This is a genomic window from Teredinibacter waterburyi, from assembly GCF_001922985.1.
GTDB classification, from domain to species: domain Bacteria; phylum Pseudomonadota; class Gammaproteobacteria; order Pseudomonadales; family Cellvibrionaceae; genus Teredinibacter; species Teredinibacter waterburyi.
The window spans coordinates 19,339-32,703 of the sequence record NZ_MRUH01000164.1 but is presented as its reverse complement, the minus strand read 5'-3'; the positions used below and the strand labels follow the sequence as shown (position 1 = coordinate 32,703).

12 protein-coding genes are annotated in these 13,365 nt (G+C 49.7%); 7 read left to right on the top strand and 5 right to left on the bottom strand.

Going from position 1 to position 13,365, the window contains the following annotated elements; genetic code table 11:
• The first annotated feature begins 14 nt into the window (after nucleotides 1–14).
• The 3 genes from scpB to IDZ20_RS11555 are packed head-to-tail and all read left to right on the top strand — an operon-like array spanning nucleotide 15 to nucleotide 2,364.
• Complete coding sequence (scpB, locus tag IDZ20_RS11565) at nucleotides 15–992, top strand: SMC-Scp complex subunit ScpB (protein WP_188151587.1); 978 nt, start codon at nucleotides 15–17, stop codon at nucleotides 990–992.
• Nucleotides 985–1,869 (top strand): 23S rRNA pseudouridine(2605) synthase RluB, encoded by an 885-nt coding sequence (gene rluB, locus IDZ20_RS11560; RefSeq protein WP_188151586.1) that lies wholly within the window; start codon nucleotides 985–987, stop codon nucleotides 1,867–1,869. Before scpB ends, rluB begins: the two co-directional genes overlap by 8 nt.
• 6 nt (nucleotides 1,870–1,875) lie before the next feature.
• Nucleotides 1,876–2,364: an FAD-binding oxidoreductase gene (locus tag IDZ20_RS11555; protein WP_245792280.1), complete on the top strand. Its 489-nt coding sequence runs from the start codon at nucleotides 1,876–1,878 to the stop codon at nucleotides 2,362–2,364.
• Between the two features lie 30 nt (nucleotides 2,365–2,394).
• On the opposite strand, the gene IDZ20_RS11550 is transcribed toward IDZ20_RS11555, so the two are convergent.
• Nucleotides 2,395–3,471, bottom strand: coding sequence for a GGDEF domain-containing protein (locus tag IDZ20_RS11550; protein WP_188151585.1), 1,077 nt, complete (start codon nucleotides 3,469–3,471; stop codon nucleotides 2,395–2,397).
• Nucleotides 3,472–3,930: 459 nt separating this feature from the next.
• On the opposite strand from IDZ20_RS11550, the gene IDZ20_RS11545 reads away from it, so the two are divergent.
• Nucleotides 3,931–4,452, top strand: coding sequence for a flavodoxin (locus IDZ20_RS11545; RefSeq protein WP_188151584.1), 522 nt, complete (start codon nucleotides 3,931–3,933; stop codon nucleotides 4,450–4,452).
• On the opposite strand, the gene cmoB is transcribed toward IDZ20_RS11545, so the two are convergent.
• Together cmoB and cmoA are read right to left on the bottom strand one after the other, a co-directional pair.
• Nucleotides 4,449–5,465, bottom strand: a complete 1,017-nt coding sequence (gene cmoB, locus IDZ20_RS11540; RefSeq protein WP_188151583.1) for a tRNA 5-methoxyuridine(34)/uridine 5-oxyacetic acid(34) synthase CmoB — start codon at nucleotides 5,463–5,465, stop codon at nucleotides 4,449–4,451. The two genes, IDZ20_RS11545 and cmoB, sit on opposite strands and share 4 nt — an antisense overlap.
• Nucleotides 5,462–6,208 carry a carboxy-S-adenosyl-L-methionine synthase CmoA gene (cmoA, locus tag IDZ20_RS11535; protein WP_188151582.1) on the bottom strand — a complete coding sequence of 249 codons (747 nt, stop codon included), beginning with the start codon at nucleotides 6,206–6,208 and terminating at the stop codon, nucleotides 5,462–5,464. The genes cmoB and cmoA overlap by 4 nt, the downstream gene beginning before the upstream one ends.
• Nucleotides 6,209–6,479: 271 nt before the next feature.
• Between cmoA and IDZ20_RS11530 the strand changes: the two genes are divergently transcribed.
• Together IDZ20_RS11530 and IDZ20_RS11525 are read left to right on the top strand one after the other, a co-directional pair.
• Entirely contained in the window at nucleotides 6,480–8,096 is a 1,617-nt protein-coding gene (locus IDZ20_RS11530; RefSeq protein ID WP_245792278.1) for a tetratricopeptide repeat-containing response regulator, read from the top strand.
• Nucleotides 8,097–8,113: 17 nt separating this feature from the next.
• A complete protein-coding gene (locus IDZ20_RS11525; RefSeq protein ID WP_188151581.1) occupies nucleotides 8,114–8,806 on the top strand; it encodes a sensor histidine kinase in 693 nt (230 codons plus the stop codon).
• Here the strand turns inward: IDZ20_RS11525 and IDZ20_RS11520 are convergent.
• Both IDZ20_RS11520 and IDZ20_RS11515 read right to left on the bottom strand, forming a co-directional pair.
• Nucleotides 8,792–9,205, bottom strand: a complete 414-nt coding sequence (locus IDZ20_RS11520) for an acyl-CoA thioesterase (RefSeq protein ID WP_188151580.1) — start codon at nucleotides 9,203–9,205, stop codon at nucleotides 8,792–8,794. The two genes, IDZ20_RS11525 and IDZ20_RS11520, sit on opposite strands and share 15 nt — an antisense overlap.
• Before the next feature lie 116 nt (nucleotides 9,206–9,321).
• Nucleotides 9,322–12,249, bottom strand: a complete 2,928-nt coding sequence (locus IDZ20_RS11515; RefSeq protein WP_188151579.1) for an insulinase family protein — start codon at nucleotides 12,247–12,249, stop codon at nucleotides 9,322–9,324.
• A gap of 128 nt (nucleotides 12,250–12,377) precedes the next feature.
• Between IDZ20_RS11515 and IDZ20_RS11510 the strand changes: the two genes are divergently transcribed.
• Entirely contained in the window at nucleotides 12,378–13,355 is a 978-nt protein-coding gene (locus IDZ20_RS11510; RefSeq protein ID WP_245792277.1) for a methyltransferase domain-containing protein, read from the top strand.
• Nucleotides 13,356–13,365: the final 10 nt, after the last annotated feature.

The following is a 13,365-nucleotide window of genomic DNA, read 5'->3' as shown; positions in this document are numbered from 1 at the left end:
AAGAAATATACACTATGAGCTACGACGTGGAACAACTACAACGAATCCTAGAGGGGGCCATTTTAGCGGCCGGTGAGCCATTAAATTTGGATCGTATGATCTCTCTTTTTGAGGAAGAGGAAGCTCCCAGTAAAGACGAGCTACGGGCGGCACTAGAAGCCTTGCGCCTTAGTTGCGAGGGCCGTGGTTTTCAGCTAGTTGAAGTCGCAAGTGGGTTTCGTTTTCAGGTGATCGAAGACTTAGCCGAGTGGGTAAACCGCCTGTGGGAAGAAAAACCGCAAAAATACTCGCGCGCAATGCTCGAAACACTCGCCCTAATTGCCTACCGCCAACCGATTACGCGTGGTGATATTGAAGAAGTTCGAGGTGTGGCGGTGAGTTCGCACATCATCAAAACTCTGGTTGAGCGCGATTGGGTTAAAGTCGTAGGGCATCGCGATGTGCCGGGGCGACCAGCGCTGTATGCGACCACCCGTCAGTTCTTAGATTACTTTAGCTTAAAGAGCTTGGAAGAATTACCGCTCTTGGGCGAACTAAAGGATATTGATAGCCTCGACGGAGCTTTAAACTTTGAAAACCTACCTGAAGAAATTCAAGCCAGTATTGCAGTGGCAAGCCAAGCTGCCGCCGCTGTGACTTTGACCGAAGGCAGTGAAGTTCAAAGCTCTGAACTCGGCAATGAAGAAGCTGACGAAGAGATTGGTGAAGATTCTGTAAACGATGAGCTTGCAGACGATGACCGCGAATCAGTCGCCGATGGCGTTGAAAATGCCGATCAGATGAAAGCTGGCGACTCGATGTTTGCTGACCACGACACTACTGAGCAAACCACTAACGAAATGACCCGTACCGAAAACGAAAGTACTACCGAAGATCTAATGAATGCCGAAAGCGCAGCAGCAGACGATCGAGACGAAAACGAACCCTCTGAAGATGAATTGACAGACGCTGCCGAGATGGCCGCGACGGAAGCACCCAAAACACATGACTGATGATATAGAGCTAGACCTAGAACAACCCGCCCCTCCCGAAGGTGAAAAACTGCAAAAAGTACTCGCGCGCGCGGGTGCAGGTTCGCGCCGAGAAATGGAGCGAGCAATTACCGATGGGCGTGTTGGCGTGAATGGCGTAACCGCACGTCTCGGCGATCGAGTTGGTAGCGACGATAAGGTTACCCTGGATGGTAAAGTCATCGCCTCCAAGCAAATACCCGATCAAGCCCTGCGCGTTATTTTATACAACAAGCCTGAAGGCCAAATCTGTTCGCGTTCCGATCCCGAAGGCCGGCCAACGGTCTACAACGGTTTGCCGCGTTTGCACAACGGTCGTTGGATTTCAGTGGGACGTTTAGATTTTAATACCAGTGGTTTGTTGTTATTTACCAATGATGGCGAACTCGCCAACCGCTTAATGCATCCCTCAACCGGTATCGATCGCGAATACCTCGCGCGTATTCAAGGCGAAGTTACCGATGAAATGCTACAGCGGATGCGCGAAGGCGTATTGCTAGAAGATGGCATCGCACGCTTTACCGATATTGTAGAAGGCAAAAAAGAAGGCTCTAATCGCTGGTTTTACTGTGTGGTAATGGAAGGCCGAAATCGCGAAGTACGACGCCTGTGGGAATCGCAGGAAGTACGCGTAAGCCGTTTGAAGCGCGTGCGCTTTGGCAATATGTTTATCCCCTCGCAAGTGCGCGCCGGTCAGTGGATTGAGCTAACCTATAAAGAGTTAAGCGACCTGTGTACAACAGCTGGGTTAGAGCCACCAGCCAAGCAAAAGTTTTCGCCAGAGCTTCAAAAAGCGCGTATACGCCATCAAGAAAAACTACGCAAACCATCCAGTTCACGTTCGCGGCCAAAGAAGTAGGCTAGTGTGCAGCCTGGTTGGTTGTCTTTAAGTTCGGGTTTGTTTCGCCTTTCGATTTTACTGGTTAGCTTTTCCGCTGCGGTTTCTGCTGTAGCGGAGGAGCAGAAAGCTAACTTGGATAACCCCGTTATCGTCGAGACGCCGAGTAAATTCATTACACCTTTCACAACCGACGGCTGTAGCGCCTTTCCCGATGGGACACCAGAACAAAATCAATTGTGGTTGCGTTGCTGTACTCAGCACGATCTTGCCTATTGGCAGGGTGGTACCTACCAGCAACGTTTAGATGCCGATATAGCTTTGCGTAATTGTGTTGCCAAGGTTGGTGAGCCGGATGTTGCGGAGTTAATGCTTGCCGGGGTGAGGGTGGGCGGTTCGCCATTTTGGCCAACCCCATTCCGCTGGGGTTACGGCTGGCCTTATCCTAGATTTTATGGCCCGCTGAGCATTGCCGAAACGGCGCAAATTGAGGCGCTTTTTCCTGAGGGTTTCTGATTCGCTGTTTTCGACTTGCGTGTAACTCATCTAGAGTTGTGCTTCTCGCAAGCCTTTAGCCAATTCTTTTTGTTGCTTCTCGTCTTTTTGCTGTTTAGCGCTTGTTTTTGATGGCAGCTCAGTAAGCGATTTATTCATTTCCGAACTACAGATTACCCGATTCCGGCCGGTTCCTTTGGCCAGATAAAGCGCTGCGTCGGCACGTTCGAACAAGCTATCGGTTGTGTCTTTCTGGTCTAAATGACTAACACCGATACTGATATTGGCCGAGTAGGTGTCGTCACCGAGTTTGATTGGGGTCATTGCCACTTTCATACGAATACGTTCGGCAGTTAAATTTGCCGCGGTAAGCGAGGTGTTGTTAAGGATAGCGACAAACTCTTCACCGCCAAACCGGAAAACCTGATCGGTTTCACGCAGCGATTTTTGAATTGTTGTCGCCACATGTTGCAGTACTCGGTCGCCATTTCGATGCCCGTAGTTATCGTTAATCTTCTTAAAGTGGTCAATATCAATGACCAGCAGAGACAAAGGCTGTTGGTGGCGCTGTGCCAGTTTAACCTCTCGTTCGAAGTTGGCCTCTAGCGCTTGACGGTTACCAATCCCGGTTAAGGAGTCGCGTAGAGAATTGTTGAGTGCTTGCTGATAAAGCAATGCGTTGCGCAAAGGGTAGTAAAGTACACCGGTTAACATTTCCAGCCCGGCAAGTTCCGCCTCTAGAAAGGGTTTACCGCGGCTGAACTCTAATACACCCAAATCGGTATTGTCGTTTGTAAGGGTATAGCTAACGCGGTGTTTACAGCGTTTGCCTAACTGTGTTGATTTACTGTCGCTGGGCGACGTGTAGTGCAAGCCCGAAACGGTGACGGCTTCGCGAATATTGTCGTAGAACAACTCAAGCGTGGTGGTGAGGTTTAATGAGCACTGTAAATTGTGTGCCAACTTAAACTGAAAGTCCCGCAGGGTGTTCTCACCGGGAAACCCGTGTACCCCTAACTCTGACATTGACGCGTTTGCATCGGTAAGCGAAAACCTTGTGGCCGATTCGTTTTCATTTGGGCCTGTGGGCTTTTTGGATTTACTCTGCGTCGATGCTGCGTTAACCATAGGAGTTTCCTGCTTCGCAAATAAAGTTTTGATTTGGATGACCTCGACAAAGAGCTCGACCATCCAGATTATCTTCTAGAGAGTTAGCGATATTCATGCCAGAAATTTAAGGCGAAAATTAGTCAATAAAAACAATGACTTATAAGTGTCTGGTAATGCGCGCACTAAATGACGACTATTTTTTGACGGTTGAGAGCTACGTGACGGGCTTCACACTTGCCGTTGCGGCGAGAGTTTGCCGCTGAAGGGAATGACTTATGTTAAAGCGCTAAGCAAAAGACATAACTGAATGACCGTAAGTTAATGGTGTAAGTTAATGGCGTAAGTAATTGACCCTTTAGGGTTAGGTTGCGAGAATGTGCGCGCCGCGCTGGCGGCCTGCCTATACCGTGAAAAAAGGTGTCAGGCTAAGGTGGGTGTTTACCCAACTGTATTATTAATCGAGTATCGAGGTTTTCCGTGGCAAAAATCGGCCTATTTTTTGGCAGTGACGAAGGTAATACCGAAGGTGTTGCCTACCGTATTCAGCAATGTTTGGGTGAAGACTTAGTTGATGTGAAAGACATTAGCGACGCTACCCAGCTAGATTTCAGTGAATATGAACTGTTGATATTGGGTATTCCTACTTGGGACTTTGGTCAGATCCAATCCGATTGGGAAGACTTTTGGGGCGATATTTCGGAAGTGGATTTCAGCGGTAAAACGGTTGCATTGTTTGGTTTGGGCGACCAGTTTGGTTACGGCGATTTCTTTTTAGATGCTATGGGCATGCTGCACGATGTTGTCGTGGCCAATGGTGCGGATATTGTCGGCCATTGGTCTACAGAAGGTTTTGAGTTTGATGCGTCTAAGGCCTTAGTCGAAGGCGAAGCCATGTTCGTAGGTTTGGGTATTGATGAAGACCAACAGCCCGAACTCAGCGAAGAGCGAATTCAGGCTTGGTGCGCGCAGATTAAAGTTGAGTTTGGCCTTGCCGGTTAAGCCTTTTTATCGGCAATAAAAACCGCGCGAAGCGGAGCTGGATGGCCTTCGACGGTTTTGCTGGAATCTTTGGGGTCGAGAAACTCCGGTAGCGAGTGGAAGCGCATCCAGTCGGTAGAGCGTTGCTCTTCGGTTGTTGTGGTACAAACATCTACACAGCGCGGGTTTTCAAAACCACATTTACTCAGCCAAGCTAACAGGGTGGGTACACTGGGTAAAAACCAAACATTATTCATTTTCGCGTAGCGCTCTGGCGGTACGAGCACCTCTCCTAATCCCCCATCAATAACCAATGTTTCTAAAACCAGTCGGCCGCCAGGGCGCAGCGTATCTCGCAGTTCGTAAAGGTGATCCATGGGCGAGCGGCGATGGTAGAGAACACCCATCGAGAAGGTCATATCAAAGGCTTCTAGCTTGGCGGGTAGGGCTTCGATACCTATGGGTAAAACGTCTACCGGCGCTGTCGGTAGAAAGTGTTTGACCATATAAAATTGCACCACGAAACGCGGTGAAGGGTCGATACCTATAACGCGCTCTGCGCCAGCGCCAAGCATTCGCCAGCAGTGGTAACCGTTGCCACAACCCACGTCGAGTATGGTTTTTCCTTTTAGGCTACCGAGGTGGTCGCGCACTCGGTCCCACTTCCAGTCCGATCGCCATTCGGTATTAATGTTGATATCAAATAGATTGAACGGCCCTTTGCGCCAAGGAATCAGCTCGCGAAGCGCTGTATCCAGCTGTTGTTGTATTGCGGCTGTTAGCGGTTTGCTCATGCCAAGCGACACTTCGCTGTCGAGCTCGATATGGTCTGGAGCCAATTCGGGCAGCTGATTAAGTGCGTCTAACCAGCCGGGTAGGTCACCGTAGCGCTGGCTACAGAGCCCAGCGGCCAGTTGGTCTGGCAGGTTCTTCGCCCAGTCGGCCAATCGCTCGGCTCGCTTGGTTTCGGCTGGCGTTTGGCTGAGTGCGGTTAGCAGTGGGTTGAAGTTAATTCGGTTAAGGTTAACAGTCATAGCTTGGGTTTAAAGGCCAGTAGCGAGGCGAAGTTAAAACACTGAAACCACACCTCGGTGCCAACAAAACCGGCATCGGCGAGTCGTTGTTTATGGGTGTTAACAGATTCAGGGATTAGGACATTCTCTAAGGCGGAGCGTTTTTGCGCTATTTCGAGGTCGCTGTAGCCATTCGTTTTTTTAAAGTAGTGGTGCAGTTCAGTCATCAGCTCATTGTGGTGGTCATCGTCGAAATGCAGTTTCTCGGATAGTACCAGCACGCCACCGGGCAACATTCCTTGGTAAATTTTACGGATCAGGGTATTGCGCTCACTCGGGGCAATAAATTGCAGCGTAAAATTCAACACCACGACTGAGGCCTGTTCGATTTGTGTTTGCTCTAAGTCTTGGCAGTGCAACTCGACGGCCACTTCACCACTATCGGCTGCTAGCACTTGGCGGCAACGCTCGATCATATCTTCGGAGTTATCCACTGCAACAATCGAAGCATCGGCGGCGGTTATGCGGTGACGCATAGCAAGGGTGCTAGCACCTAGCGAGCAGCCCAAGTCGTAACAGCGGCTATTGCTCTGAGCATAGCGTTCTGCAAGTTGGCCAACCATGTGAATAATGGTGCTGTAGCCCGGCACCGAGCGTTTGATCATATCGGGGAATACGTCGACCACCTTCCGATCAAAGATGAATTCTCCGAGCTCGGGGTTGGCCTGTGCGTAGATAGTGTCCTGCTGATGGGAATCGCTCATAGAATTTCGGAATTGCCTATAGTCTTTCGGAGTCGTTACCGAGCCAGCGGATTGGTCATGCGCGGTACTGCGATTGTATAGATTGCAGCGGCTCCTGTTTAGGCTCAGCATTTTATCCTCTCTACTTATCCCTTGCCCACCCAAATCTCATATTCTCAAAAGCTAGGCTACACTAAGTACTAAGCGAACAAACCACTAGCGTAGATTTGTACCCACGTAGGCCACAAGGCGCGGCCGATCACACCAACTTAATGCATGCACAGGAGTAGTAGTGGCTGAACCGAACTATGCCAAACTTCGTATTTTGGTGGCTGATGATTTCAGCAGCTTCCGCAATACCGTTAATAGCATGCTAAGCGGCTTGGGTGTGGCGAATGTGGTGATGGCGGCAAATGCCAATGAGATGCTGGTGCAGTGTGAACGCGCGCGCTTCGACATTATTCTAAGTGATTACAACTTGGGAGCGGGACGCACTGGGCAGCATGTATTAGAGGAATTACGCTTCCGAAAACTGATCGATCAAGCCACGTTATTTATTCTTGTTTCCGCCGAATCCAGCCGTAATATTGTTATGAGTACCTACGACTGTGCGCCGGATGATTATTTAATGAAACCACTTACGACAAAAATGCTGCAGCAGCGTATGGATCGTTTGTTGCTTCAGCGCAGTGTTATGGCGCCGGTTTATAGAGCGTTACAGAAAAACGATTTGGGTGCAGCAAGCGAGTTGTTAATTGACCTTTCGTTGGCTGAGAATCGCTATTCTACGTCGGCGCAGAAAATGTTGGGTAGTGTTTTTGTTTCGATGGGCGAGTGGGATAAGGCCGAGCGCCTGTACACGCGAGCTCTTGAGGTTCGCCCTTTAGAATGGGCTCAACTTGGCTTGGCTAAGGTAAAACAAGTGCGTGGCGAACTAGAGTTGGCCGGTAGTTGGCTGGAAAAAATCGTCGATGAAAACCCGTTATACCTTCCGGCCTATGATGTGCTTGCCGACAACTGGGGAATGCGTGGTGATAGCCACAACGTTCAGTTTACGGTGCAACGCGCGGTTGATGTATCGCCGATGTCAATATTGCGGCAAAAGCAGTTGGCAATAGTGGCACAAGAAAATGCCGACCTAGTCACGGCGGCTGATGCGTTACGCAAAACGGTAAAGCTTGGTCAAATGTCCTGTCATGGCACTGTCAACGACCATCTCAATTTTGCTCGTGTTAGCGCGCTTGGCGTTGAACGGGATTTAAACCTCGGGTCAAATGTCAGCAGCGAAGCCTTAGCGGTGTTAAAGCAAGCCGAAGAACGCTATGAGCTAAGTGATGCCGAACAGGCCCAAGTGCATTTGTTAAACGGTCGTATTCACGCGTTAAACAATCAGCCAGATCTGGCGATTAAGGCAATGGCGGAAGCTGAGCGGCTGCAACCCGCCGCCGAAAATATCGATGTCGAATTAGAATGTGTTTCGTTGATGCTGGCGTTAAAGCAGACCGATAAAGCGGAAGAGCGCCTGCAGGAATTGGCAAAATTATTTGCCGATGATCAATCTGCACTAGAAAAACTCGACAAGTTTCTTAATGAGCCTGCCAGTGATTCTAATCGCGCGGTGGTGGCGGAAATCAATCGTGAAGGTATCGACCTTTACAATCAATCGCAATTTGATGCGGCGCTCGATTGCTTTGAAAAAGCACGTAAGCTATTCCCCAAACATGTGGGCATTCAGCTGAATATCGTTCAAGCCTTAGTGGGTAAACTCAAAATAGATGACACGGATGAACTTGCCTTACATGAATATCAGGCGGCACTGGAATTGGTGGCGTCGCTAATTGATTCGTCTCATCCGCAGTTTGATCGTTACAATCGTCTGAGAAATAGAGTCGGAGCTTTAAATGCCTAACAATGCCGGAGTTTTAAATGTCTAAAAATGATAGCCCCATTGATTTTTCTATGGTGTTGGCCTCGAGCGTACACGACATGAAAAATTCTGTTGGCATGTTACTGGCGTCGTTAGAGTCGGTAATTTCTGATACGCCGCCAACCAATGATGTGCAGGCGCGACGTTTTACCACGCTGCACTACGAGGCCTCACGGATTAACAGTGAGTTAATTCAGTTGTTAACCATTTACCGTATGCAGGACAATCATTTGCCGGTGCATATTGATGAGCACTATCTAGTCGACGTGCTGGAAGACCAAGTTGCACGCAATCACATGCTGATCGAAACCGGCGCCTTGCAGTTGCAGTTCAATTGTGACGACGAGCTGCGCTGGTATTTTGATTCCGACCTGATCGGCAGCGTGGTGCACAATATTCTGGTGAACTCTATTCGCTATACCAAGACTACTATCGCCGTGAGTGCAGAGCTGGTTGATGATTTGCTTTGCATCACTATTGCCGACGATGGCCCAGGTTACCCAGACGATATGCTGCGACGACCGGCGGGCTTAATAGACGAGGGCGAAGTGAGTAAGGGGGAGACTCATTTGGGGCTGTATTTTGCCGAGCGTATCGCCGCCTTACATAAACAACATAATCGCGAGGGGTATATCCAGCTGGCCAATGGCGGTGACCTTGGTGGTGGGGTATTTAAGTTATTCCTTCCCTGATGGTAAGTCTTCCACAATCGTGTAGAGCCGCTGCAGAATCTCTTCGGGTATAGCTTGGCTGGTTTGCGTTTTAAAATCAAAATGTACTAATACCGCCGTTCCCGACGCGGTTTTACGTCCTTGCTGCCACGCCTCGTGGTAAATCTCTAACGACTTCGTGCCTATCTTACTGACGTGAGTGCGCAGTAGTACATCTTGCTCAATAAATGTTTGCAGATGAAAATCGACATTAATATGGGCGATCACAAAAGCCCAGTTTTTAATGTTAATTTCCGGTTGCATGGCGAGAAATATTGGCCGCCGCGACTCTTCGAACCAAACTGGAATTATTGTATTGCTAACGTGACCGAGAATGTCGGCATCACAAAAACGTGGCTGTAATATTGTTTCAAAAATCATCGGTAATCCCTTTCCATTTGGTCTGTGTGTTCAATTCTTGCTTAGTTTTACGTGCGAGAGCATTACAGTTGGTGTTGCAGCTTAACCTGCAACACCAAACCGACATGTTTAAAACATTACAAATTTATGGGGTTCAAGCCCAGTTTTAGCACTGCATCTTTTTGGCTGAAGTCGGTCACAATTGCGGTGCAAGCATTTTCGCTGCGCAGGTAAGTGTCGGCGACTCGATGCAAATCGCTAAGCGTTGTTGCTAGTACCCGCTCCCTAAAATGTTGTCGAACTTCTTGGGTGCGACCGTGAAGTTCTGCGTGGAAAATTCGCTTGGCACGACCGGCGGGCGACTCTGACCTATCCAGCGAGCTTACTGTACCGAGAATGGCTTCCTCAACTTTTTGTGCATCGTGTTTACTGCTGAGTAACCAGTCGATGGCACGATCAAAATCTTGCAGCGTTTCGCCCATGCGCGGATCGCGATAGGAATAAAAACGGAACGAACCAGAGTTGTTATCCTGCGAGGCTCCGCCACCGTAGGCGCCACCTTGCTCGCGCACCGCTTTGTGCAAAAAGCCATTGCGCAAAAATCCACCGAGAACAATTAACGCGGCAGCATCCGGATGGCCTGATGGAACGGTAGGGAAGGCGCGCGCACAAAAGTTAACCTGTGAATTGGTTAGCCATGCGTCGTTTACGATTTCTTGATGCTTGGCTAAGTCAAACCGACTGACATCTTTGACGCTCTTGGCGTTATTGAGCTTGGTCGATAAGTTGGTTTGAAAGGCGTCTAACTGAGTCGGTTCGGCAACAAGCAATAACTGGTGTGGCGCGGCGGTGAGGTGCTGGTGCAGGCTGTGTAAGTTACTCGACAACTCATCTAAGCCTTTACCTTGTTTAATGTCGCTATCCAACTCTTTCAGGGCGCGAATTCCCGCAAGACCATTAAGTTTGTGACTGAGCAGCGCCGAGGCGCATAAACCTGAGGTGGCGGCGAGCATTGCCAGTACGTGACCGCTGCCGGTAACGCTCTGTTCACGGTGGGCACGCATTTGACCAATCAGTTCTAACAGGCGTCCGGTTTCATCAAAGCGTGCCGCATCGATAAGAGTTTTCATCAGATCGGTCAGCGCCGCTTGATTGCGATTCAGCGCTTTACCGGAATAGGTAATAAAGCCCGATAGCGAATGCACATCATCGGTCGCGCCACGCACGGAAGTAAAAGCGCTTACACCACCGGTAACGCGTGCCTGCCAGCGTTGCATATCTAAATAACCGTGCTCACCGGCACCGAGTTCTGTTAAGCAGCCGGTATAAATCGGTAGCAGCGCGGTTTGGGTATCGCTTAACTCTGGTAAGGGGTAAATCACCTGCTGGTAAAGTAAACCGTTAGTGCCAACGCCATAGCTGGTAAGCGGCGTGTCGCCAGTAGCGCGGTAGCTAGGTTCTTGGTGGACTTCGTCGCTGGGCACATCGGCGAGAGTAACTTTAGGTAGGATCGATTCATCGTCAATCTGATCTTGGCGTAATTTCAGCGCCGCAGCTTGTTCTATTATCGCGGTTTTTTCCTGCTCCGAGAGCGCTGCTTTTTTTGCGGCGAGTCGAGCGACTTCGGCGCGCTCTTTGCGGGCGGCCATTTTGGCGTCCGGCTGTAGCATCAAGCGCACGCGATGGGGGTTGTCTAGCAATAGATCTTGCGCTAGTTTTTTAATGAATTCGGGGTCCTTAATGTCTTCTCGCAACTGCTCAAGGGCGGCATCTATATCGAGAAGCCCTACGGGATCGCCGCGATGGGTTGCGGCGGTGAGTGAGGTAAGGATTAGTTGTAAACCATAGGGGTAGCTATCGCCGCCGACTTCGCGCTGATGCAGCTCCAGCTGGTGTAGCGCTGATTCGATATCTTCTTGCGGAACGCCTTCTTCCGCAACTTTTTTAAGGGTGTCGAATATCAGCTTTTCAATCTCGTCGGCAGATTGGCGTTCGGTGCCTTCTAAGCCACACACGAATGTGAGTTCCAGCTGTGAATCGTCGAGGCCGCACAGCGGTGAAGGGCCATTGCCAAGTTCGCTAGATTCTAGAGCATGCATAAGCGGTGTGGCGCTGTTGTCGAGTAAAACACTGGAGAGTAATTGCGCGCGCAGGCTGTCACCCAGATCGGTACTCTTACCTAATAGCCAAGCCATAACAACATGACTTTTATGTTCAGCGTCGTCGTCGTTATAGGGGTAGGCTTCCTGCACACGCATAGGCGCGTGGTAGCGCTTCTCGTTGCCAACGGCGACGGTGTAATCCAGTTTTTCGAAGCGGTGTAGTGCCTGCTGTTCAAATTTTTGTTGATGTTCGCTCGCGCTGATTTCGCCGTAGGTCATGAAAATCGCGTTGCTGGGGTGATAGTGGGTGCGATAAAACTGCAATAGCTCTTGGTAGCTAAGGTCTGGAATGTCGTCCGGATCGCCGCCGCTGTTGTAGTGGTAGGTGGTGGTTGGAAACAGATGTTTGGAAAGCGTGTGCCAAAGCTGCGAGGGCACTGAACTCATCGCGCCTTTCATTTCGTTATAGACCACACCTTTATAAACTAGGGGTGAATCGGGATTACCGTCTTCTGCAAACTCTAAGCGATGGCCTTCTTGGGCGAAATCAAGTTGATCCAAACGCGAGAAAAACACCGCATCCAGATACACATCGAGCAGGTTATTGAAGTCCTTGCGATTCAAGCTGGCGAAGGGGTAGGCTGTCCAATCCGAGCTGGTGAAGGCATTCATAAAGGTGTTGAGTGAACGTCTTGTCATCATGAAAAATGGATCGCGCACGGGGAATTTTTCACTGCCACAAAGCGCGGTATGTTCCAGAATGTGAGCGACGCCACTGGAATCTTTGGGTACTGTACGCAGCGCCACCAAGAATACGTTTTCATCTGATGCTGCACTGAGGTGAAAGTGCTGCGCGCCGGTAACCTTGTGCTCGTATTCCTGCACCTCGATATTTAACGAGGCAACCACTTGTTGGCGTACAAGTTTGAAGGAAGAGTGGGGCGTGGCGGGGGTAAACGACATAGAGACCTCAGATGTTTCGGCGGATTAGCAACGGTGGGCAACGAATGTAAACGTATGCCACCCAGAATTCAACAAACACCGCGTGCAAAAGCCTTGTGTGCGGTGATAAAACCATAGTGAGAGAATGCGTGAAACTGAGTAACCAAGCTAACCGTAAGCAACAGGCTAAGAATCAAGCGGCGGTAGACGGCGACAGTAACCCTAGCAAGCCTCAGGGTAGACGAGGCAAGCCCCAGACGTCTACGCGAAAAGGAGTAGCAAAGGTGGATACAGATCGGAATTTCGACGACCTTGCCCAGCGCTTCAAACGTAATATTTACGGGACTCTTAAAGGGAAAATACGCTTAAGCGTATTGCAGCGCGATTTTGCCGCGCATATTCCCGAACTAAGGCTGCAGGCTACTGACGGTTTAACAAACGAGACATCAATAGCTAATCCTTTAAGTGTGTTGGATGCAGGCGCGGGGCAGGCTCAGTTTTCAATGACCTTAGCTGAACGTGGTTGCGAGCTGGTCATTAATGATATTTCCACCGAGATGCTGAAACTGGCGATGGAAAATATAACCGACCAGGGTGCTGATACGGTTGATTTGCTCGATCGCGTTCAAATTTTGCAGTGCCCAATCCAAGATCTTCAGAATCAGTTGTTGCGCAATCATCACCATCAACAGTTCGACATCATTATCTGTCATGCGGTTATTGAATGGCTGGCGAATCCACAGGGGTTGTTTGATCACTTAATGCCGCTGTTGAAGCCCGGCGGTTATCTGTCGTTAACCTTCTACAACATTAACGGTTTGGCCTTTAAGAACTTACTGCGTACCAATTATCATAAATTTGATATCGATAACTTCACCGCATTTCCCGGCAGCCTAACACCCACCCATCCACAGGACCCGCAACAGGTTTTGCGTTGGATGGAACAGCATAAGCTGGAGGTGTTGTGTAAAAGTGGAATTCGCGTCTTTCACGACTTCATTATGAGCCCGGAAGATCGCAACCGAGAGCCTGAGGCGTTAGTAGAAAAAGAGCTGGATTATTCGCAGCGCGAGCCGTTCTGGCAAATGGCGCGCTATATACATTTTTTGGCGAAGGCGGGTAAGTAGGGCGTTAGCA

Excerpts from the sequence above, each read along its gene's own strand:
- scpB (WP_188151587.1), top strand. The coding sequence starts at position 15 with ATGAGCTACGACGTGGAACAACTACAACGAATCCTAGAGGGGGCCATT.
- rluB (WP_188151586.1), top strand. The coding sequence starts at position 985 with ATGACTGATGATATAGAGCTAGACCTAGAACAACCCGCCCCTCCCGAA.
- IDZ20_RS11550 (WP_188151585.1), bottom strand. The coding sequence starts at position 3,471 with ATGGTTAACGCAGCATCGACGCAGAGTAAATCCAAAAAGCCCACAGGC.
- cmoB (WP_188151583.1), bottom strand. The coding sequence starts at position 5,465 with ATGACTGTTAACCTTAACCGAATTAACTTCAACCCACTGCTAACCGCA.
- cmoA (WP_188151582.1), bottom strand. The coding sequence starts at position 6,208 with ATGAGCGATTCCCATCAGCAGGACACTATCTACGCACAGGCCAACCCC.
- IDZ20_RS11525 (WP_188151581.1), top strand. The coding sequence starts at position 8,114 with ATGTCTAAAAATGATAGCCCCATTGATTTTTCTATGGTGTTGGCCTCG.
- IDZ20_RS11520 (WP_188151580.1), bottom strand. The coding sequence starts at position 9,205 with ATGATTTTTGAAACAATATTACAGCCACGTTTTTGTGATGCCGACATT.
- IDZ20_RS11515 (WP_188151579.1), bottom strand. The coding sequence starts at position 12,249 with ATGTCGTTTACCCCCGCCACGCCCCACTCTTCCTTCAAACTTGTACGC.